Genomic DNA, 19,116 nt, shown 5'->3' with positions numbered 1-19,116 from the left:
CCATGCGCCGCTTCCGGCCTCGCCTGCTGCCGACCCTCGCCGTCCTGCCCGCCCTCGTCCTGCTGCTGGGCCTGGGGACCTGGCAGGTCCAGCGCCTGCACTGGAAGACAGATCTCATCGAGACCATCGAGACGCGCGCCGGCTCGGACCCGGTGCCGCTCCTCGACCTGCCGCTCGACGACCCGGCGGCGGTGGCCTGGCAGCGGACGCAGGCCACCGGGCAGTTCGTCACGGCACCGGGTCCGGTCGACCGTTATGGGGTCGAGAACCGGGACGGGCAGCTGGGTGGCCACCTGCTGGGTGCCTTCGCTACGGCGGATGGCCGGACGCTGCTGGTGGACCGCGGCTTTCTCGCCGACGCAGCGACACCGCCGCCGGAGCCAGCGGGTCCGGTCGAGCTGGAAGCGATCGTCCGGGACCGCAGCCAGGAACACCAGACCTGGTTCATGCCGGCCAACGATTCCGCCAGCGGGCGCTGGTTCTGGCTGGACCTGGCAGCGCTGGGCGAACGGTTCGGCCGGCCGCTGGAGCCGGTGGCGCTGCAGCTCCTCCCAGGCTCGCCCGGCGCCACGCCAGGGGCGGCACCGCCCAGGATCGACCTGCCGAACAACCATCTGGGCTATGTGATCACCTGGTACGGCCTCGCTTTCGCCCTCCTGCTGGTCTACCTCGCCTTTTCGTCGGAACGGACGGATCGAACCTCATGAATGCGCTGCGCCGCACCGCCGGCCTCACCGCGGTCCTCGTCTTCGGGATGATCGTCCTGGGCGGGGTGGTGCGCACCACCAATAGTGGCCTGTCCTGCCCGGACTGGCCGACCTGCTACGGCCACTGGCTGCCCCTGCCGTCCCTGGTCGATGAAGTGCCGAACATCGGCTACGACTACTACCAGATCATGCTGGAATGGGTGCACCGGCTGATCGGCGGCATGATCCTGGGGCCGCTCACCCTGGTGGTGGCCTGGCTCGGCTGGCGCAACCGCGAACTCCACCCGCGCCTCGCTCCCTCGGTCATGCTCATGGTGCTGCTCCTGGTCGTCCAGGGCCTCCTTGGTGGGCTGACCGTGCTCGACCGCAACAGCCCCTGGTCGGTAGCGCTCCACCTGGGCAATGCCCTGATCCTGCTGGTGGTGGTGCTGGGCATCCATGACGCGGCCCGCCGACGGGAGCCCGGGACACTGGCGGCACCCGGCTGGATCCGGCCGACCGCGCTGGTGGCGATGGTGACCGGGCTGCTCGCCATGATGTCGGCCGCGATCACCGCCAAATCGGGCGCCTCGCTCGCCTGCTACACCTGGCCTGCCTGCAATGGCGGACTGGTGCCGGACTGGAGCGACGGCGGCGAGGTGATCCACATGATCCACCGCTATCTGGCCGCCGCCTTTGCGATCGCACTCCTGACCCTGCTGGTCGGCTGCCTGCGCGACGGGCGGGTGCCGCAGGAGGTGCGCCGGCAGAGCCTCGTCACTGCCCTGCTGGTCCTGGTCCAGGTGGGCTTCGGCGCGCTGGTGATCGTGCTGGAAGTGCCGATCTGGAAGGCAGTGCTGCACCAGGCGACCGGCGTGCTCACCTTCGCCCTGGTGTCGGACCTGTTCTGGCGCGCGCGCAGCACGGCTGCGGCATCATCCCACCATCTGCCCGGAGGCATCCGTGCCGCAGGCCTACGCTGATCTCCAGGACCGCTTCGCCCGCATCGCCAATGTCGAGGGCGCGCTGGCGGTCCTGTCCTGGGACGCCTCGGTGGTCATGCCCAAGGGCGGTGCGGAGGGCCGCGGCGAGCAGACCGCCGTGCTCAAGCGCTTCGCCCATGACCTGGTGACCGCACCGGACCTGCCGGACCTGTTGGCCAGGGCCGCGGACGAGGAGCTGGACGACTGGCAGCGGGCCAACCTCGCCGAGATGGTCCGCCGCCACGGGCAGGCCACCGCCACCCCGCCGGAACTGGTCGAGGCGATGGCGCGCGCGACCACGGCCTGCGAGATGATCTGGCGGGACGCGCGGGCGAACAGCCGCTTTGCCGAGCTGCGCCCCTCGCTGGAGGAGGTCGTGCGCCTGGTCCGCGAGCAGGCCCAGGCGCTGGGCGCCAGCCAGGGCCTCTCGCCCTATGACGCGCTGCTCGACCTCTATGAGGCGGGTCTGCGTGATGCCACGATCCAGCCGATCTTCGACCGGCTGGGTGCGGAGCTGCCTGCGATCTCGACGGCGGCCCTGGAACGCCAGGGTCAGCCGCTGGAGCCCAAGGGGCCGTTCCCGGTCGAGCGGCAGAAGGCGCTCGGCCTCGAGCTGATGAAGGTGATCGGCTTCGACTTCGACCAGGGCCGGCTGGACGAGAGTGCGCACCCCTTTTCCGGTGGCATCCCCGGCGATGTGCGCATCACCACCCGCTACACGGAGGACAGCTTCCTCCAGGCGATGATGGGCGTGCTGCACGAGACCGGCCACGCGCTCTATACCGCGGGCCAGCCGAAGGCGTGGCGGCACCAGCCGGTGGGCGACGCGCGCGGCATGATCGTCCATGAGAGCCAGTCGCTGTTCATGGAGATGCAGGCCAGCCGCTCGCAGCCCTTCGTGGCGTACCTCGCCGAACGGGCGCGTGCCGCCTTCGGCCGCGAGGGCGACCCGGCGCTGTCCGCCGAAAATCTCGGCCTCCTGGTGAACCATGTCGCCAAGGGCTTCATCCGGGTCGATGCGGACGAGACCACCTACCCGCTGCACATCGTCCTGCGCTGGCGGCTGGAGAAGGCCATGATCGAAGGCAGGCTGGCGGTGGCCGACCTGCCGGAGGCCTGGAACGAGGGGATGCGCGAGCTGCTGGGCATCGTGCCGCCCGACGACCGGCTGGGCTGCCTGCAGGACATCCACTGGCCGGTCGGCGCGTTCGGCTACTTCCCGTGCTACACTCTGGGCGCCCTGATGGCGGCCCAGCTGTTCCGGGCGATGCTGCGGGAGATCCCGGATGCCCATGCCCAGCTGGGCATGGGCTCGTTCCGCGAGATCCTGCCCTGGCTGCGGCGCAACATCCACGAGCAGGGCTGCCGCTACACCTATGACGAGCTGCTGCGCCGGGTGACGGGGGAAGAGCTGGGGCCACAGGCCTTCCTCGACCACCTCCGGGCACGCTATCTCAGCGGCGGATGACGAGCACGGGATCGGAACGCAGCATGGTCGCCTATATCAGCACGCGCGGTGGTGCCGGCGTGCGCCCGTTCGAGGAGGTGCTCCTGGCGGGACTTGCCGAGGATGGCGGCCTGTTCCTGCCGAGCGCCATGCCGAAGCTGACGCCGGACCAGTTCGCGGGGCTCGCCGGCCGTCCTTATGCCGAAACCGCGGAGGCGGTGCTCTGGCCGTTCGTCGAGGGGACGATCGGGCAGGCCGAGTTCCGGGCCATGGTCGCCGAGACCTATGCCGGCTTCGGCCATGCCGCCACCGCACCGCTGGTCCAGATCGGCGACGACGACTGGCTGCTCGAGCTGTTCCACGGGCCGACCCTGGCCTTCAAGGACTTCGCCCTGCAGCTGCTGGGCCGGCTGTTCGAGCATGTGCTGCGGCGCCGGGGCGAGACCATCACCATCGTGGGTGCCACCTCGGGCGATACCGGCTCGGCGGCACTCGCCGCCTGTGCCGGCCGCGCGAACATGCGGATCGTCATCCTCCACCCCAAGGGCCGCGTGTCCGAGGTGCAGCGCCGGCAGATGACCACGGTGCTGGCGGACAATGTCGTCAACATCGCCGTGGAGGGCACGTTCGACGACTGCCAGGCGCTGGTGAAGCGGATGTTCAACGACCAGGCATTCCGCGAGGCGCACCGGCTGGCGGCGATCAACTCGATCAACTGGTTCCGGCTGGCCGCCCAGGCGGTCTACTACGTCCATGCCGCGCTGCGGCTGGGCGGGCTCGCCCGGCCCGTGGCGTTCGCCGTGCCGACCGGCAATTTCGGCGACGTCTATGCCGGCACCATCGCCAAGGCGATGGGCCTGCCGGTTCAGGCCCTGGTGGCGGCCACCAACAGCAACGACATCGTGGCACGCTTCCTGTCGACCGGGCGCTACGCCAAGGGCAACGTGATGCCGACCACGAGCCCGTCCATGGACATCCAGGTCGCCAGCAACTTCGAGCGGCTCCTGTTCGAGCTGGAGGACCGCGACCCGGCCCGGCTGGTCCGGCAGATGGAGCGGTTCGCGGCCGAGGGAGCACTGGAGGTCGAGCCGGAGCGCCTGAAGAAGGCGCAGGACCTGATCAGCGGCCATGCGGTCGACGAGGCGGCGGTGCAGGCGACGATCCGGCAGGTGTACCGTGACACCGGCATCGTCATCGACCCGCACACCGCGGTGGGCGTGGCCGCCGCGCGCGCGGCCCTGCCGCGGAATGCTGCCCGGGTGACGCTCGCCACGGCTCATCCCGCCAAGTTCCCCGACGCGGTGGAAGCCGCGATCGGCCGCCGACCGGTGCTGCCCGAGGCCATGGCCGGTCTTTTCGAACGCGAGGAGCGTTACCAAGTGCTGCCCGCCGAACTCGGCATCATCCAGGACCATATCCGAAAGACGGCATGACCGAGACTTTCCGTTTGACCCGCCTCGCGAACGGCATGCGCATCGCGAGCGAGCCGATGCCGCATCTGCTCACCAGCGCCGTGGGTGTCTGGGTCGATGTCGGCACGCGGCACGAGCAGGCCGAGGTGAACGGCGTCTCGCACCTCCTGGAGCACATGGCGTTCAAGGGGACCGAGACCCGCTCGGCCAAGGAGATCGCCGAATCGGTCGAAGATGTCGGCGGCTCGCTCAACGCCTACACCTCGCGCGAGCACACCGCCTACCATGCCCGGATCCTGAGCGAGGACCTGCCGCTCGCCACCGAGATCCTGGCCGACATCGTCAAGCATTCCACCCTGGACGAGGCGGAGCTGGAGCGCGAGCGCAAGGTCGTGCTGGAGGAGATCGGCCAGGTCGAGGACACGCCGGACGACCTAGTGTTCGATCTCTGGCAGGAGACCGCCTATCCGGACCAGCCGCTCGGCCGCTCGATCCTGGGCCCGCCCGAGATCGTGGAATCGATGCCGCGATCGGTCCTGGCCGAGCACATGCACCATTACGGCCCGGAGCAGATGATCCTGGTCGCCGCCGGCAAGGTAGAGCATGACCGGCTGGTGGAACTGGGCGAGCGCTGGTTCGGCGACCTCGAGCGCCGGCCGGAACTGCCGTTCGTGAAGGCGCGCTACCGGGGCGGCGACCTGCGCGAGGACCGCGAGCTGGAGCAGGTCCATCTGGTGCTGGGGGTGGAGGCGCTGACCTGCCACGACTCGGACATCTACACGCTGAACCTCTACTCCGCGATCATGGGCGGCGGGATGTCCTCGCGCCTGTTCCAGGAGGTGCGGGAGAAGCGTGGGCTGGCCTATTCGGTGTTCAGCTTCGTCAACGCCTTCCCCGACAGCGGGACCTTCGGCGTCTATGCCGGCACCGGCGAGGCGGACCTGGACGAGCTGGCCAGGGTGCTGACCGACGAGCTGGCGGGCTCGGCCGACCGGATCGGCGAGGCCGAACTGGTCCGCGCCAAGGCCCAGGCCAAGGCGGGGCTGCTGATGAGCCTGGAGCACTGTGCCGGGGTCTGCGAGGAGGTGGCACGCCAGCTCCTCACCTTCGGCCGGCGCATCCCGCGCGAGGAGATCCTGGCCCGGATCGACGCGGTCACGATCGACGACATCCAGCGGCTCGCCCGGCGGCTGTTCCACGACCCGGTCCCGGCCGTGACGGCGCTGGGCCCATGCGCGCGGCTGCCGTCCCATGACCTGCTGACGACCCGCCTGCGGCACTGAGCATGAGCAAGAACACGGGCGAGGGACTGGGCGCACCGCTCGCGGTGCCGCTGTTCCGCCGCCTGTGGCTCGGCAACATGGTCAGCAATTTCGGCTGGCTGATCCAGTCGGTGGCGGCCGCCTGGCTGATGACCGAGCTGGTCGGCACGGCTGACTGGGTGGCGCTGGTCCAGACCGCCCTGCTCCTGCCGATCCTCCTCCTGGCGCTGCCGGCCGGCGTGCTGGCCGATGTCGGCGACCGGCGCCGGGTCTGCATGCTGGGCCAGTCGATCATGGTGCTGGCCGCCCTGCTGCTCGGGCTGTGCACGCTCCTGGACGTGACCGGGCCCGGGCTGTTGCTGGCCTTCACCTTCCTGCTGGGGGCGGGCAGCGCGTTCGCCAACTCGCCCTTCCAGACGATCGTGCGCGAGGCCGTGCCGGTTCCGGCCATGGCCGCGGCAGTGACGCTCAACGCGATCAGCTTCAACATCGCCCGCACGGTCGGGCCGGCACTCGGTGGCCTGCTGGTCGCCTCGATCGGTGCCGAGGCGGCCTTCCTCACCAACGCGTTCTGCTACCTGCCGCTGCTCCTGGTGCTGGCCCTGTGGCGCCGGCCTCCGGTGCGTACGGCCATCCGCGGGCGGATGCTCCGTGCCTTCGGCGACGGGCTCCGCTTTGCCAGGGAAAGCGAGAAGATCCGCGCGGTGCTGCTCTATTGCGCGGTGTTCAGCCTGTGCGCGTCGAGCATCCAGGGCCTCCTGCCGCTGATCGCCCGCGACCGGCTGGGCGGCGACGCGGTGACCTTCGGCCTGCTGCTGGGCGCGTTCGGCATCGGTGCCATGGGCGGCGCCTTCCTGGTCCACCCGGCCAGGCGCCGGTTCGGCACCGGGCCGGTGGTGACCTGGCTGGGCCTGCAGCTGGCGTTCAGCACGCTGGTGATCGCGTTTACCGCGAGCCTCCCGCTCCTGGCGATCGCCCTGGCCCTGGCCGGCGTCGCCTGGCTGGGCTCGTTCTCCTCGTTCAACATCGCCGTGCAGCAGGCTTCGGCCGCCGGGCTGGAGGCGCGCCAGCTCGCCATCTACCAGACCATGACCTTCGGCTCGATGGCGGCCGGCAGCTGGCTGTGGGGTGAGATGGCGCACTTCTTCGACGTCGGCGTAGCACTCGCCGGCTCAGGCCTGGTGCTCCTGGCCGGCAGCTTCTGGGCCTGGCGGCTCGTCCGGATCCTGCGGCCCGCCTGACAGCCGGCCCGCGGTGCCGTCCAGATGCAGGGCGAAACCGCCGGCCTCCGGATCGCCCAGCCCCGGCCGGAGCTGCATGCTCGGGATCAGGTAGTCGCCGCCGTTCTGCCGCCGATAGGGCAGGGGCGGCGTCGTTGCCAGCGTCCGCATCCGCTGGCGCAGCTGCCCGGCCAGCCGCGCGAAGCCGCCATCGTCGAGCCGATCGACCCGGTAGGCGACGAACGGGGGCAGGACGGCATAGCCCGGATAGAAGAGGATGCCGTGCTGGATCGGGAACAACAGGTCGTCGATCGGCCCGTTGATCCCGCGTGGCGCATAATGCTCCCGCCAGCCGCCGGCCGTGACGATCAGCATCGCGCGGCGGCCCGCCAGCATGCCCTCGCCGTAGCGGTCGCCCCAGCGGCGGTCAGTGTGCTCGCCCACGCCATAGGCGAAGCCGCAGGCGAATACCCGATCGACCCAGCCCTTGAGGATCGCCGGCATGGTGAACCACCAGAGCGGGAACTGCAGGATCAGGGCATCCGCCCAGCGCAGCTTCTCGATCTCGGCCTGCACGTCCCTGGTGAGGGCCTCGGCCTGGAAGGCCTGCTTCGACGCGGCCGTCGGAACCAGCCGGGCGTCGGGTGCCAGCAGGGGGAAGTCGGCATGATCGACCTGGGCCTTCCAACCCTGCGCGTAGAGATCGGAGACCCGGACCTCGTGGCCCTGAGCCTGCAGTTCCTGGACGGCCACGTCGCGCAGCGCGCCGTTGAGCGAGCGGCGGTCGGGATGGGCGAAGACCAGCAAGACGTTCATGGGCCGTAATCCGGTACTGGGAAGCCAGCCCGTCAGCTAGCCAAGGCAAGGCTGCGCGCCTACCTGTCCTCCGCGGATAAGACCTTGCCGGATCACGGATAGATTGGACGTCACGCTCGAGCGGATGCGCAGTTTCGTTCGGGTCGCCGAACGCGGCAGCCTGTCGGCGGTGGCGCGCGAGCTGGGCATCGGCCAGTCGACCGTCACGCGTCATCTGCGCGAGCTGGAAACGGCGGTAGGTGTCCCGCTGCTCAGCCGGACCACGCGGCAGGTCACGCTCACCGAGGAGGGCAGCCGCTACTACGCCCACAGCGTCCAGATCCTGCGCATGGTCGAGCAGGCCGGCGACGCGGTGCAGGCGACGCGCCGGGCACCGGCCGGCACGGTCAGGATCTCCTGCACGGCGGCGTTCGGGGTCCGGCATCTCGCCCGATTGATCTTCGCCTTCCAGGATCGCCATCCGGAGATCGGGGTCGATCTCAGCCTGACCGACCAGCGGATCGACCTGGTCCGGGAAGGCGTCGATATCGCCCTCCGCCTGGGGCCGCTCGCCGACAGCTCGATGAAGCTGCGTGCGCTCGGCCGCTCCCACCGCCTGCTGGTGGCGTCACCGGCCTATCTGGCGGCACGGGGGCGGCCAATGCTGCCGGAGGACCTGGCTGGGCACGAGGGCATCCGCATGTCGAACGTGGCCGGCAGCGACCGTCTCGTCCTGCACGGGCCGGACGAGACACGCCACGAGGTGGCGTTCGCCGGGCGGCTGCGGGTCGACCACGGCCTGGCGGCGCGCGCGGCCGTGGCGGCGGGGCGCGGCATCGCACCGGCGCACCGGTGGCTGGTCGACGATCTGCTCGATCGCGGCGAGCTGGAGGTGCTGCTCCCGGACTACCGGCTGCCGACCGTGCCCCTGAGCATGCTGCTTGTGCCCGAGCGCGCCGGGATCACCCGGGTCCGCCTGCTGGCCGATTTCCTGGTCACCCAGATCGGCTGTGTCCCCGGGATCGAGCCTTCCAGCCGGATCCCGGCTGCGTGACGGGAGCGCCCTGGGCGCCGCGGACCGGCAGCACCGCGGAAGGCTGCCGGTCCCGGGCCAAAATCAGTCGGCGAACGGGTCGTGCACCAGGATCGTGTCGTTGCGGTCCGGGCTGGTCGAGATCAGGGCCGCCGGCGCCTCGACCAGCTCCTCCAGCCGCTTGACGTACTTGATCGCGGCAGCCGGCAGGTCGGCGAAGCTGCGCGCACCATGGGTGCTCTCCTGCCAGCCCTCCATCTCCTCGAAGATCGGCTGCACCGCGGCCTGGGCGGCCGGGTTGGAGGGCAGGTGGTGGAGGATCTGGCCGTTCAGGCTGTAGGCGGTGCACACCTTGATGGTCTCGAGCCCGTCCAGCACGTCGAGCTTAGTGAGCGCTAGGCCGTGGATGCCGCCGACCTTGATCGCCTGGCGGACCATCACCGCGTCGAACCAGCCGCAGCGCCGCGGCCGGCCGGTGACCGTGCCGAACTCGTGGCCGCGCTCGCCCAACCGCCTGCCGATCTCGTCATCCAGCTCGGTCGGGAAGGGGCCGGAGCCGACCCGGGTCGTGTAGGCCTTGCAGATGCCCAGCACATAGCCCACCGCGTCGGGGCCGAGCCCGGAGCCGGTGGCGGCCATGCCGGCCATGGTGTTGGACGAGGTGACGAACGGGTAGGTGCCGTGGTCGACGTCGAGCATCGCACCCTGGGCACCCTCGAACAGGATCCGGCGGCCATTGCGCTTGAGCTCGGCCAAGCGCAGCCAGATCGGCTCGGAGAACGGCAGGAGCTTGGGCGCCAGGCTGGTGAGCGAGGCCAAGAGGTCGGCAGGCTCGACCTCGGGGATGCCGAAGCCGCGCCGCAGCGCGTTATGGTGCAGGAGCAGGTCGTGGACCTTGCCCTCCAGGAGCATCTGGTCGGTCAGGTCGCAGACCCGGATGGCGCGGCGCGCCACCTTGTCCTCGTAGGCCGGCCCGATGCCGCGGCCGGTCGTGCCGATCTTGCCGGCACCGATGTTGGAGGCGGCCCGCGCCTGCTCGCGCGCCTGGTCGAGCTCGGCATGGAGCGGCAGGATCAGCGACGCGTTCTCGGCCAGGCGCAGCGTCTCCGGGCGGACGGCGACACCCTGCGCGCGCAGCCGGTCGATCTCGGCGAGCAGCGCCCAGGGATCGACCACCACGCCGTTGCCGATGATCGACAGCTTCTGGCGGACCACGCCCGAGGGCAGCAGCGAGAGCTTGTAGGTCTGGCCGTCCACCACCAGCGTATGACCGGCATTGTGGCCGCCCTGGAAGCGGACCACCACGTCGGCCCGCTCGGAGAGCCAGTCGACGATCTTGCCCTTGCCCTCGTCGCCCCACTGGGCGCCGATCACGGCGACATTGGCCATCTCGAGGCATCCTGACGTTCTTGACGGCAGGCTGGTAGCGCAGGTGAGGCGACGGTGCCAGCCAGATAGCGTGAGGCACGCCGGCACCTGACTGCGGCCCGAGTGTCGAAAATCTTCTAACTAGCTGATTTCAGCCGGTTCCTCGGGTTCGTTCGTGCAGTTCTGCTTTGCAGGCGGCTGCCCGGCAATTCCCTGCCCGTCCGCTGTGCACACCAAGCCGTCCATAGCATGAACCGGCCTGGTGGATGAAGCGGCGGCCCGGCCCGGAGTGGCCGGGTCCTGGCGGAACAGCGCCAGCATGTCGACACGCCGGCTGAGCAGATCCGCCAGGCTGTAGCGGTCCAGGACGGCGAGGAATGCGGCCAGTGCCTCACCCAGCACCGAGGGCAGGCCGCAGGCGGGTGCGATCACGCAACGCCCACAGTCGACCAGGTCGAAGCCTTCCTCGGCATGGCGGACCACGCTGCCGATGACGATCTGCTCGGGCGGGCGGGCCAGCCGGATCCCGCCCGTCCGGCCGCGCACGCTCGCAACGAAGCCGGCCTTGCCCAGGTCGTGGACGACCTTCATCAGGTGATTCTGCGAGATGCCGTAAGCGCGCGCCATCTCCGCGATCGAGCACAGCCGCTCCGGTCGCGCGCCGAGATAGAGCAGCACGCGCAGCGCATAGTCCGTGTAGCGCGTCAGCCGCACGCCTCGTCCCTCCTGGCCAAACCGTCGCACTCAGCCCGGTTATATATGTATTGGCTTGGCATGTTTTCGAGATGAGTCATACATTCATCAGGGATACATGATTAGGTGAGACCGTCCCTCATGACCGCCGTCCAGCCCCGCCGCACGAGCCCGGTCTTCGATGAGGCCACCCTGCCTGCCGGCCTGCGTGCCGAGCATCGGACCAGGCCCGGCGTGTGGGGACTGATCAGGGTGATCGCCGGGGAGATCAGGCTGACCTTCGTGGAGCGCGGCGAGACGCTGACCGTCACCAGCAATGCACCGGCACTGGTGCATCCCCAGGAGATCCATTCGGTCGAGCCGGTCGGGCCGATCCTCATGCGGATCGAGTTCTACGACCAGCCGCCGCAGCCCTGAACCCTTCAACGCAGATGTCCGGAAGCGACGAATGCCGAAGACCGTAAGCGAACGCAGCCGCGTCCTCATCAAGGCCACCGTGCCGGCCCTGGAAGCCCACGGGCTGGAGATCACCCGCGCCATGTATGCGCGGATGTTCCAGAACGAGATGATCCGCGACCTGTTCAACCAGTCGCATCATGGCGACGCCGGATCGCAGCCGAAGGCGCTGGCGAACGCGATCCTCGCCTATGCCAAGAACATCGACGACCTGGTGCCCCTGGCGGCCGCAGTCGAACGGATCGCGCAAAAGCATGTCGGTCTGCAGATCCTGCCCGAGCACTATCCTTACGTGGCCGACGCGCTGCTCGGCGCCATCAAGGACGTGCTGGGCGAGGCCGCGACCGACGAGATCCTGGCGGCCTGGGGCGAGGGCTACTGGTTCCTGGCCGACATCCTGATCGCGCGGGAGAAGATGCTCTACGGCAAGCTCGCCTCGGCCGAGGGCGGCTGGCAGGGCTGGCGCAGCTTCGCCATCGAGGAGCGGACGAAGGAGAGCGAGATCATCACCTCCTTCCTGCTGCGGCCGACCGATGGCCGACCGGTGATCTGCCACCGGCCCGGCCAGTACCTGACCTTCTGGCTGGAGATCCCCGGCCAGGCCCCGCTCAAGCGCAACTACAGCATCTCGTCCGCGCCGAATGGCGAGACCTATCGCATCTCGGTGAAGCGCGAGCCCATGGGCACCGCCTCAGGCTGGCTGCACGACCAGGCCAGGCCCGGCACGGTGCTCAAGGTCGCCCCGCCGGCCGGCGAGTTCTTCCTGCCGGAGCATCCCGACCGCCCGGTGGTGCTCTTGAGCGGCGGTGTCGGGCTCACGCCGATGATGAGCATGCTGGAAACGATCGCGGCACGGCTGCCCGAGACCCGCACCCTCTATGTCCACGGCACGCGCGACGGCTCCACCCATGCGATGGGCGCCCATGTCCGGGCGCTCGCGGCGAGGCATCGCGGGATCGAGGCCACGACCTTCTTCGAGCAGCCGCGGACGGAGGACGTCCAGGGCCGGGACTACGACCATGCCGGGCTGATCACCGGCGACTGGCTGGCCGAGCACACGCCCCTGGACGAGGCTCATTACTATCTGTGCGGGCCGCGCCCGTTCCTGCGCAACTTCGTCTCGACCCTGTCCCAGTCCGGGGTGCCGGGCACGCGCATCCACTACGAGTTCTTCGGCCCGGCGGACGAGTTGCTGGCGGCCTGAGGAGAAACGGGCAATCCTTCCGTCCGGGCCGGGCTGAGGCCGGCGACATCACGACGGGGGACTGGCTTTGACCGCCATCGAAGACAAGGCCTTCCTGTTCCTGCTCGTCGTGACATCGCTGGCATTCTTCTGGATCGTCCAGCCCTTCTACGGGGCGGTCCTGTGGGGTGCCGTCATCGCGATCCTGTTCGCACCCCTCTACCGCCGCCTGGTGCGGGCGATGGGCCAGCGGCGCACGCTGGCGGCTCTCGTCACGCTGGCGATCATCCTGGTGATGGTGATCCTGCCGGTGACGCTGATCACCGTGATGCTGCTGCAGGAAGCGGCGGGCATCTACGAGGGAATGCAGTCGGGCAACCTGAACTTCAGCGGGTTCTTCCAGGCGGTCCACGACGCGCTGCCCGGATGGGCAGCCGGTCTGCTGGACCGCTTCGGGCTGACCGATATCGACGCGGTGCGCGAACGGCTGTCCGCCGCCCTGATGTGGGGCAGCGAGCTCGTCGCCACCCAGGTGATCAATATCGGCCAGAACACGGCCGATTTCGTCATCGACCTGTTCGTCATGCTCTATCTCTTGTTCTTCCTGCTGCGCGATGGCGACGCGCTGGTCCGGCGCATCCGGAACGCGCTCCCGCTGCATGTGGACCAGCAGCGTGCGCTCGCCGAGAAGTTCACCACGGTGGTCCGCGCCACGCTCAAGGGCACCATCATCGTGGCCCTCGTGCAGGGTGCCTTGGGCGGGCTGATCTTCTGGATCCTCGGCATCCAGGCAGCGCTCCTGTGGGCGGTGCTGATGGCCCTGCTGGCGCTGCTCCCGGCGGTCGGCGCAGCCCTGGTCTGGATGCCGGCGGCCATCTACTTCCTGGTGACGGGCGCGGTATGGCAGGGGCTCGTCCTGATGGCCTGGGGCACGCTGGTGATCAGCGTGGTGGACAATGTCCTGCGCCCGATCCTGGTCGGCAAGGACACCAAGATGCCCGACTACCTGGTGCTGATCTCCACGCTGGGCGGCATCGCGATCTTCGGCATCCACGGCTTCGTGATCGGGCCGCTGGTCGCCGCGATGTTCCTGGCGGCCTGGGACATCTTCGCGACGGCGCGGGCCAGGGAAGGCCGGGTCGGCCGGTGACGCGGCCGGCCCGGTGGAACGCTCAGCCGCCCTTGACGGTTCTCCGCCGATCACGAGGTTCGTCCCGCCGTCGAACAGGATCCAGCTCGACAGGGGCTCGCCCGTGGGCGGCGTGATGACGATCCGGCCGTTCAGTACCTCGTAGCGGCCGACCGTCCCGGGATTCGTCGAGCCGCCGCTGAACCCGCCGCCATCGTCGTCCGAGCCGGAAACCCCGACGAACGACGAATCGATCACCGTCCCGTCCTCGCGGAAGACCTGGTCGTGCTGGGTTGCCACCCCGCCGGTCAGGCCGGAGCCCAGGCCGAAGCTGGTATAGCTGTCTGCATCATCGGTAGCCTGCTTGCGATGATGGCCTGCTTCCGGAAGGAGCCATGCGGCATCGAGTTTCCGGCAGTTCCACAGCCATGGGCCATCGGCAAGGGTGCCGGCCAGTGATGAAGATCACCGGCCCTGGCCGCAGGGATGGTCAGGAGGCTGCCGGGATGGCCGCCACCGCGATCAGCAGGATCGCACCCAGGGCGATCAGGGCGAGGCCCGGCCAGTTCGCGCCGAGCCGGAAGGCGGTGACCCGGCCGGGCGGCTCCAGCGAGCCGGCCTGCACTCTCGGGCGCTCCGGGGTGCCCGCACTCAGCCGGCCGCGCCGGAGCGCTTGGGCCGCCAGGTAGAGGATCCCGAGAAAGATCAGCAGTGCGCCGAGCAGCGTCACGAACATGCCTGCCTCCACGATCCCGTAGCCGCCAGAGGACAGTAGCATGAAGGCGGGCCGATCCGTTGGCTCGTCATTGCGCACCCGACGTGAGCGGGTGGTCTGCCCCGGTCGCCGCAACTCCGGTCATCCCGCTTTACGTTTCGTTAGGAAGTGCCTGCTACAAACAGGCATGCGAGGAGGCTGGCGTGTGCAACCGGGCAAGATCGAGCAGGTCGACAAGCATCAGGCGACTGCCTTTGCCGACTTCGTCCGGGCGCGGTGACACCGGTCCATCGTCCTGCCGCACGGTGCCGGTTCATCTTCGGGAGACGATATCGTGTCGAAGCTGGAGCGACTGGCAGCGCCGAGGAGCGCGGCCATGCTGACCGACCAGGAGTTCACGGCCAGAAGCACCGGCTCCTGGCAGGCTGATGGGGCCGGGCCGGCGGAGATCTCCCGATCCGGAGGGCAGCGGATCGGGAGCCCGCAGCGGCTTTTGCGGCCCGGCTAGCTCTTCACCGCCCCGGAGGTGAGCCCGGCGGTCATGTAGCGCTTGAACACGTAATAGATCACCGCCGGCGGGATCGCGTAGATCAGGCCGGTGGTCATGAGCAGTTCCCAGGGGGAGTCGTCGGCGGCCAGGAAGTTGCCGAGCGCTACCGGCAAGGTCACGTCGGTGTCCCGCGACAGCAGGAGGAAGGCGTAGAGATACTCGTTCCAGGCCAGCAGCAGCGCGTAGACGCCGACCGCTACCAGGGAGGGCGCCATCAGCGGCAGGTAGACCAGGCGGAACAGCTGCATGGGCGTGGCGCCGTCCACCACCGCCGCCTCGTCCAGTTCGCGCGGCAGCTTGTCCGAGGCCTGCTTGAGCACCCAGATCGCATAGGGCGAGGCCAGCGTCATCATCGCCAGGATCAGCGCCCATTGGGTGTTGAGCAGGCCGTAGATTCCCATGGTCCGGTACATCGGCACGGCCAGGAAGGCGGCCGGCACGAAATAGGTGAACAGGGCCAGGTTCATCACCGTGCCGCCGAAGCGGGCCTTCAGCCGGCTGATCGAGAAGGCGGCGAAGGTGGCGATCACCAGGGTCAGGATGCCCACCATCGCGGCGATGAAGAACGAGTTCCAGAACTGCTGCCAGAAATGGCCCAGGAAGTGGTGGCGCTCGCTGAAGACGATGATGAAGTTGTTGAGGGTCGGGTTGTCCGGCCAGAGCTTGCCGGACATCGCCTGGTCCTTGGGCGAGATCGAGAACAGGAACAGATGGTAGATCGGCAGGATGGTCCACAGGAAGACCGGGATGCCGATCAGCAGCAGCTTGGCGTCGGTGGCCACACCGCGCAGGAACCAGCCGGGGCGACGGGGCGCGCTCATTTGGAGTACCGCTTCATCATGATGTAGACCAGCGGCAGCACCAGCGGCATCGCGCAGACCACCGTCGCGAGCGACAGGTCGATCTGGTCCAGGCGCAGGTAGCGGACGCCGAGCGTGGCCAGGACATGGGTCAGGTCGGCCGGGCCGCCGCCAGTGAGCAGGTAGACGCTGTTGAAGTCGCCGAGCGTCCAGATCATCGAGAGGATCGTGCAGGTGAAGTACATGGCCTGCAGGGACGGCCAGGTGACGTAGCGGAACTTGTGCCACTTGGTGGCGCCGTCCACCGAGGCCGCCTCGTACAGGTCGTTGGAGATGGCGAGCCGTCCGGTCAGCATCATCAGCGTCCAGAACGGCAGCGACTTCCAGATATGGACCGCCATCGCCATGGTCAGCGCAAGCCAGGGCTCGTTCAGCCAGTTCGGCCCGTCCTCGAAGGTCCAGCGGAACCAGAGCTGGTTGATCAGGCCCCACTCGGGATTGAGCATGAAGCGGACCGACAGGATGGTCGGGATCGCCGGCACCGCCCAAGGCAGGATGAACAGCACCGAGAGCCAGCGGACCCACCAGCGCTCGTGCAGGAAGAAGCCGGACAGGAACAGGGCCAGCAGCATCTTCACGTTGATCGCGACGATCAGGAAGATCAGCGTGTTGACCACCGCCCGGCGAAAGATCGGGTCGCCGAACAGGGCGGCGTAGCTGGACGGGTGACGGGCCAGCCAGAAGCCGTACACCACGGGGTAGAGGACGAAGGCCAGGAAGACCAGGACGTAGGGGACGAGCAGGAGCACGCCCCAGGTCTCCGCGGCCGTCCAGGGTCGGCGGACCTTGCTTTCGGGAGGAGCGCGGTCCGTCTGGACAGCAGCTGCCGACATGGTTCGCCTCCGATCTTCTTCCGACGGCCCATCATCAGGCTACGCCTCCGAGACGCCGCCGTCATGGCCGAAAGCGTGCCATGACGGCGGCGTCCGGAAGATGTCAGCCCGCGACTTCCTTGATGCGTGCGATCATCTCGTCCACGGCGTCCTCGACCGAGACGTTCTCGTTGACCACGCGGTTCATCGCCTTGGCCCAGACGTTCTCGTTGTTGAGGATGGTGAACCTCCAGTTCCTGGTGAACTCGAAGGTGACCGTGCCGGCCTTGAACTGGTCATAGACCGACTTGCGGTGCGAATCCTCCTGCCAGAACGGGCTTTCCATGCCGCTCTTGGTCACCGGGAACCAGCGGCCGAGCGAGCCCTCGACATAAGGCTGCAGGTTCTCGGGCTGCATCAGGAACGCCAGGAACTCCTTGGCGCGCTCCTTGTTCCTGGCCTGCTGGAAGATCACGCCGGTCTTGACGGCCGAGCGGTAGACCATCGGCGAGCCGTCCGGCTTCTTCGGGAAGCCGCGGGTGCGGATCAGCTCGTAATAGTTCTTCTTGGCCGTCGCGCGCTCCTCGTCGGTGAGCGCAGGGTTGGTCATGTCGTCATACCACTTGCCCGCGAGCGAGATCGTGGCGTTGTGGGTCATCATCGTCGTCTTGTTGTGGAAGGCGACGTTGTTGTCGGGATCCTTCCACGACGTCGCCGACGGCGGCACGCAGCCATCGGTGTAGGGCGTGGTGTAGTCGGTGAGCGCACCGATCAGGCCTTCGCGCACGCTCGGATCGTCGACCAGCAGCTTGCCCTCGTCATCGACGAGCTTGACGTTGTAGGCGTCGGCAAAGGTCAGGAACGAGAAGAAGCTGTCGGTCGAATCCACGCCCATCGGCTGGCCGATGCCGTAGGCGCGCTGGCCGGTAGCGCCGCGATAGCCCTTCTGCGCGTCACTGCACCAGAAGTTCCAGAACTCCGACCATTCCTCGGGAACGTCGCTCTCCTGGAAGCCCGCCTCCTGGAGCATGTCGATCCAGTACTCGATATGCATCGTCTGCCGCTTGAGCGGGAACGAGTAGTAGGCGCGCTCCTTGGTCGTGTCGTTGTAGAGATAGGTGGTCGAGAGCGTGTTCTCGTCGAAATCGTCCTTCATCGGCTCGAGGACGCTGGTCAGGTCCTCCAGCCGGTTCTCGAACGCCCACTTCGCACCGACCTGGAAGTCGTAGCTGTCGGCATAGGCGATGTCCGGCGGCGTGCCACTGTCGAGCGCCGCCACGGTCTTGGGGATCATGTCCTGGATAGCGTACTGTGACAGCTCGATGTCGACGCCGGTCTTCTGCTCGAACGCCTCGATCGCCTTGAACAGCGCCTCGTCCTCGGCGCGGTAGAAGCCCTTCACCCACCAGACCGTCAGCGTCTCGGCCGAGGCCGGCACGCTGGTCGCCACGAACATGGCGGCCGCACCCAGCAGCAGCCCCCGCTTGAGCAGGTCTCGTCTCATCCTTCTTGCCTCCCTCGCCGGCAGTGGGAACGACCCGCCACCGCAATGATATATCAGCCAGGAAGCCACAGGCGCCCCGGGGACGCAACGAAGAACCGCCCTGGTACCCTGAGCCCTCCTGGCCCACTGGAGCGTGAAGATGCAGCGGGCCGGGGCCGGGTCAATAGCGTCAGGCGCGATCAACACCGGCAGGCCGGCGGCGGGTCCGGCTTCGCCCGGGCACGGGACGGGCCGACGGCGGGCGGGCCGGCGTCCGCCTGCCGGCGAACGCCCAGCGCAGGGTGCGGGCCACGCCCAGCGTGCCGATGCGAACGAGCGGGGTGCGAAAGCGCGGCACGGACAGGCCGTGCATCCGGGCCGCCCAGTCCGGCAGCAGGTCGACGGCCGCGTCCAGGGCGAGCGCCTGCAGCGGGGCGGCCGCAGAGGCCGATGCCGGCCTGGCCAGGACGAGCCGTGCTGTTTCCTCCGTATGCTCGTCGCAGCGCAGCCGGGGCCGCATCGCCTGGATCAGCGCCCTGGCCTCGGCGCGGTTGCGCGGCACGGGATCAGCTCCCAGCGCCCGGCCGACCTCGGCCATCTCGGCGAAGTAGCGGTCCTGGTCGGCCATGAGCATGCCGGGCTCGCCATAACGGATCCAGGAGCGGAGAAAGCAGCTCGTCTCAGCTACGTGCACCCAGGCCAGGAGCTCCGGGTCGCTGGCGGCATAGGCGGTGCCGTCCGGCAGCGTGCCCCGGACCCCGGCATGGATGCGGCGCACCCGCTCGATCGCCGCCAGGGCCAGGGCGCGCTCGCCATAGGTGGTGAGCGAGACGAACCGGGCGGTCCGCCGGAGCCGGCCGTGCATGTCGGCCCGGAAGTTGGAATGGTCGCGCACGCCGGCGAGCACGGCGGGGTGGAGCATCTGGAGCAGGAGGGCCGCGATGCCGCCCACCATCATCGACGCCACGTCGCCATGGACCCGCCAGGTCACTGAGCCCGGGCCGAACAGCCCGTCGGGATGGCGCTGGA

17 protein-coding genes and 1 pseudogene are annotated in these 19,116 nt (G+C 68.8%); 10 read left to right on the top strand and 8 right to left on the bottom strand.

The features are described from left to right. The first annotated feature begins 2 nt into the window (after nt 1-2). The 6 genes from VNS22_RS15695 to VNS22_RS15670 are packed head-to-tail and all read left to right on the top strand — an operon-like array spanning nt 3 to nt 7,031. A complete protein-coding gene (locus tag VNS22_RS15695) occupies nt 3-707 on the top strand; it encodes an SURF1 family protein (protein ID WP_325734010.1) in 705 nt (234 codons plus the stop codon). Further along, complete coding sequence (locus tag VNS22_RS15690; RefSeq protein ID WP_325734008.1) at nt 704-1,669, top strand: COX15/CtaA family protein; 966 nt, start codon at nt 704-706, stop codon at nt 1,667-1,669. Before VNS22_RS15695 ends, VNS22_RS15690 begins: the two co-directional genes overlap by 4 nt. Then, nucleotides 1,650-3,137, top strand: a complete 1,488-nt coding sequence (locus tag VNS22_RS15685; protein ID WP_325734006.1) for a carboxypeptidase M32 — start codon at nt 1,650-1,652, stop codon at nt 3,135-3,137. The genes VNS22_RS15690 and VNS22_RS15685 overlap by 20 nt, the downstream gene beginning before the upstream one ends. A 23-nt stretch (nt 3,138-3,160) precedes the next feature. Continuing rightward, a complete protein-coding gene (thrC, locus tag VNS22_RS15680) occupies nt 3,161-4,549 on the top strand; it encodes a threonine synthase (RefSeq protein ID WP_325734004.1) in 1,389 nt (462 codons plus the stop codon). After that, nucleotides 4,546-5,811, top strand: a complete 1,266-nt coding sequence (locus VNS22_RS15675) for a pitrilysin family protein (RefSeq protein WP_325734001.1) — start codon at nt 4,546-4,548, stop codon at nt 5,809-5,811. Before thrC ends, VNS22_RS15675 begins: the two co-directional genes overlap by 4 nt. Before the next feature lie 2 nt (nt 5,812-5,813). Next, nucleotides 5,814-7,031, top strand: a complete 1,218-nt coding sequence (locus tag VNS22_RS15670) for an MFS transporter (RefSeq protein WP_325733999.1) — start codon at nt 5,814-5,816, stop codon at nt 7,029-7,031. On the opposite strand, the gene VNS22_RS15665 is transcribed toward VNS22_RS15670, so the two are convergent. Then, nucleotides 6,963-7,826 carry an NAD(P)H-dependent oxidoreductase gene (locus VNS22_RS15665; protein WP_325733997.1) on the bottom strand — a complete coding sequence of 288 codons (864 nt, stop codon included), beginning with the start codon at nt 7,824-7,826 and terminating at the stop codon, nt 6,963-6,965. The genes VNS22_RS15670 and VNS22_RS15665 overlap by 69 nt on opposite strands. Nucleotides 7,827-7,950: 124 nt before the next feature. On the opposite strand from VNS22_RS15665, the gene VNS22_RS15660 reads away from it, so the two are divergent. Beyond that, nucleotides 7,951-8,859, top strand: coding sequence for a LysR family transcriptional regulator (locus VNS22_RS15660; protein ID WP_349261808.1), 909 nt, complete (start codon nt 7,951-7,953; stop codon nt 8,857-8,859). A gap of 63 nt (nt 8,860-8,922) precedes the next feature. Here VNS22_RS15660 and VNS22_RS15655 read toward each other — a convergent pair whose 3' ends face one another. Further along, a complete protein-coding gene (locus tag VNS22_RS15655) occupies nt 8,923-10,227 on the bottom strand; it encodes an adenylosuccinate synthase (protein WP_325733993.1) in 1,305 nt (434 codons plus the stop codon). Between the two features lie 279 nt (nt 10,228-10,506). After that, nucleotides 10,507-10,920, bottom strand: a pseudogene (locus VNS22_RS15650) (Rrf2 family transcriptional regulator); the annotation flags it as partial. 105 nt (nt 10,921-11,025) lie between these two features. Between VNS22_RS15650 and VNS22_RS15645 the strand changes: the two are divergent. The 3 genes from VNS22_RS15645 to VNS22_RS15635 all read left to right on the top strand — a co-directional run bounded on the left by VNS22_RS15645 (nt 11,026) and on the right by VNS22_RS15635 (nt 13,688). After that, nucleotides 11,026-11,316, top strand: a complete 291-nt coding sequence (locus tag VNS22_RS15645; RefSeq protein WP_325733989.1) for a DUF1971 domain-containing protein — start codon at nt 11,026-11,028, stop codon at nt 11,314-11,316. Nucleotides 11,317-11,347: 31 nt separating this feature from the next. Further along, entirely contained in the window at nt 11,348-12,559 is a 1,212-nt protein-coding gene (gene hmpA / locus VNS22_RS15640; RefSeq protein WP_325733987.1) for an NO-inducible flavohemoprotein, read from the top strand. Nucleotides 12,560-12,626: 67 nt separating this feature from the next. Then, nucleotides 12,627-13,688 (top strand): AI-2E family transporter, encoded by a 1,062-nt coding sequence (locus VNS22_RS15635; protein ID WP_325733986.1) that lies wholly within the window; start codon nt 12,627-12,629, stop codon nt 13,686-13,688. 469 nt (nt 13,689-14,157) lie between these two features. Here the strand turns inward: VNS22_RS15635 and VNS22_RS15630 are convergent, their stop codons facing one another. From VNS22_RS15630 to VNS22_RS15610, 5 genes are all read right to left on the bottom strand, one after another. Next, the gene (locus tag VNS22_RS15630) at nt 14,158-14,445 is read right to left on the bottom strand and encodes a hypothetical protein (protein WP_325733984.1); all 288 of its coding nucleotides are present in this window, start codon (nt 14,443-14,445) and stop codon (nt 14,158-14,160) included. A 441-nt stretch (nt 14,446-14,886) separates the two neighbouring features. After that, nucleotides 14,887-15,753: a carbohydrate ABC transporter permease gene (locus VNS22_RS15625; protein WP_325733982.1), complete on the bottom strand. Its 867-nt coding sequence runs from the start codon at nt 15,751-15,753 to the stop codon at nt 14,887-14,889. Beyond that, nucleotides 15,750-16,625 carry a sugar ABC transporter permease gene (locus VNS22_RS15620; protein ID WP_325733980.1) on the bottom strand — a complete coding sequence of 292 codons (876 nt, stop codon included), beginning with the start codon at nt 16,623-16,625 and terminating at the stop codon, nt 15,750-15,752. The genes VNS22_RS15625 and VNS22_RS15620 overlap by 4 nt, the downstream gene beginning before the upstream one ends. Before the next feature lie 103 nt (nt 16,626-16,728). Beyond that, a complete protein-coding gene (locus VNS22_RS15615; protein ID WP_325733978.1) occupies nt 16,729-18,108 on the bottom strand; it encodes an ABC transporter substrate-binding protein in 1,380 nt (459 codons plus the stop codon). A gap of 169 nt (nt 18,109-18,277) precedes the next feature. Further along, nucleotides 18,278-19,116: oxygenase MpaB family protein (locus tag VNS22_RS15610; protein WP_325733976.1), on the bottom strand; the 839-nt coding region annotated here is incomplete at its 5' end.

The sequence above is a fragment of the Geminicoccus sp. genome (assembly GCF_035556675.1).
GTDB lineage: Bacteria > Pseudomonadota > Alphaproteobacteria > Geminicoccales > Geminicoccaceae > Geminicoccus.
Note: the sequence above shows the minus strand (reverse complement) of the source record. Positions and strands in the feature narration are given on the sequence as shown.

Bases quoted from the DNA above. Each gene is read 5' to 3' on its own strand.
- VNS22_RS15670 (WP_325733999.1), top strand. From the start codon at position 5,814: ATGAGCAAGAACACGGGCGAGGGACTGGGCGCACCGCTCGCGGTGCCG.
- VNS22_RS15655 (WP_325733993.1), bottom strand. From the start codon at position 10,227: ATGGCCAATGTCGCCGTGATCGGCGCCCAGTGGGGCGACGAGGGCAAG.
- VNS22_RS15665 (WP_325733997.1), bottom strand. From the start codon at position 7,826: ATGAACGTCTTGCTGGTCTTCGCCCATCCCGACCGCCGCTCGCTCAAC.
- VNS22_RS15690 (WP_325734008.1), top strand. From the start codon at position 704: ATGAATGCGCTGCGCCGCACCGCCGGCCTCACCGCGGTCCTCGTCTTC.
- VNS22_RS15660 (WP_349261808.1), top strand. From the start codon at position 7,951: ATGCGCAGTTTCGTTCGGGTCGCCGAACGCGGCAGCCTGTCGGCGGTG.
- VNS22_RS15675 (WP_325734001.1), top strand. From the start codon at position 4,546: ATGACCGAGACTTTCCGTTTGACCCGCCTCGCGAACGGCATGCGCATC.
- VNS22_RS15695 (WP_325734010.1), top strand. From the start codon at position 3: ATGCGCCGCTTCCGGCCTCGCCTGCTGCCGACCCTCGCCGTCCTGCCC.
- hmpA (WP_325733987.1), top strand. From the start codon at position 11,348: ATGCCGAAGACCGTAAGCGAACGCAGCCGCGTCCTCATCAAGGCCACC.
- VNS22_RS15625 (WP_325733982.1), bottom strand. From the start codon at position 15,753: ATGAGCGCGCCCCGTCGCCCCGGCTGGTTCCTGCGCGGTGTGGCCACC.
- thrC (WP_325734004.1), top strand. From the start codon at position 3,161: ATGGTCGCCTATATCAGCACGCGCGGTGGTGCCGGCGTGCGCCCGTTC.
- VNS22_RS15630 (WP_325733984.1), bottom strand. From the start codon at position 14,445: ATGCTACTGTCCTCTGGCGGCTACGGGATCGTGGAGGCAGGCATGTTC.
- VNS22_RS15615 (WP_325733978.1), bottom strand. From the start codon at position 18,108: ATGAGACGAGACCTGCTCAAGCGGGGGCTGCTGCTGGGTGCGGCCGCC.
- VNS22_RS15620 (WP_325733980.1), bottom strand. From the start codon at position 16,625: ATGTCGGCAGCTGCTGTCCAGACGGACCGCGCTCCTCCCGAAAGCAAG.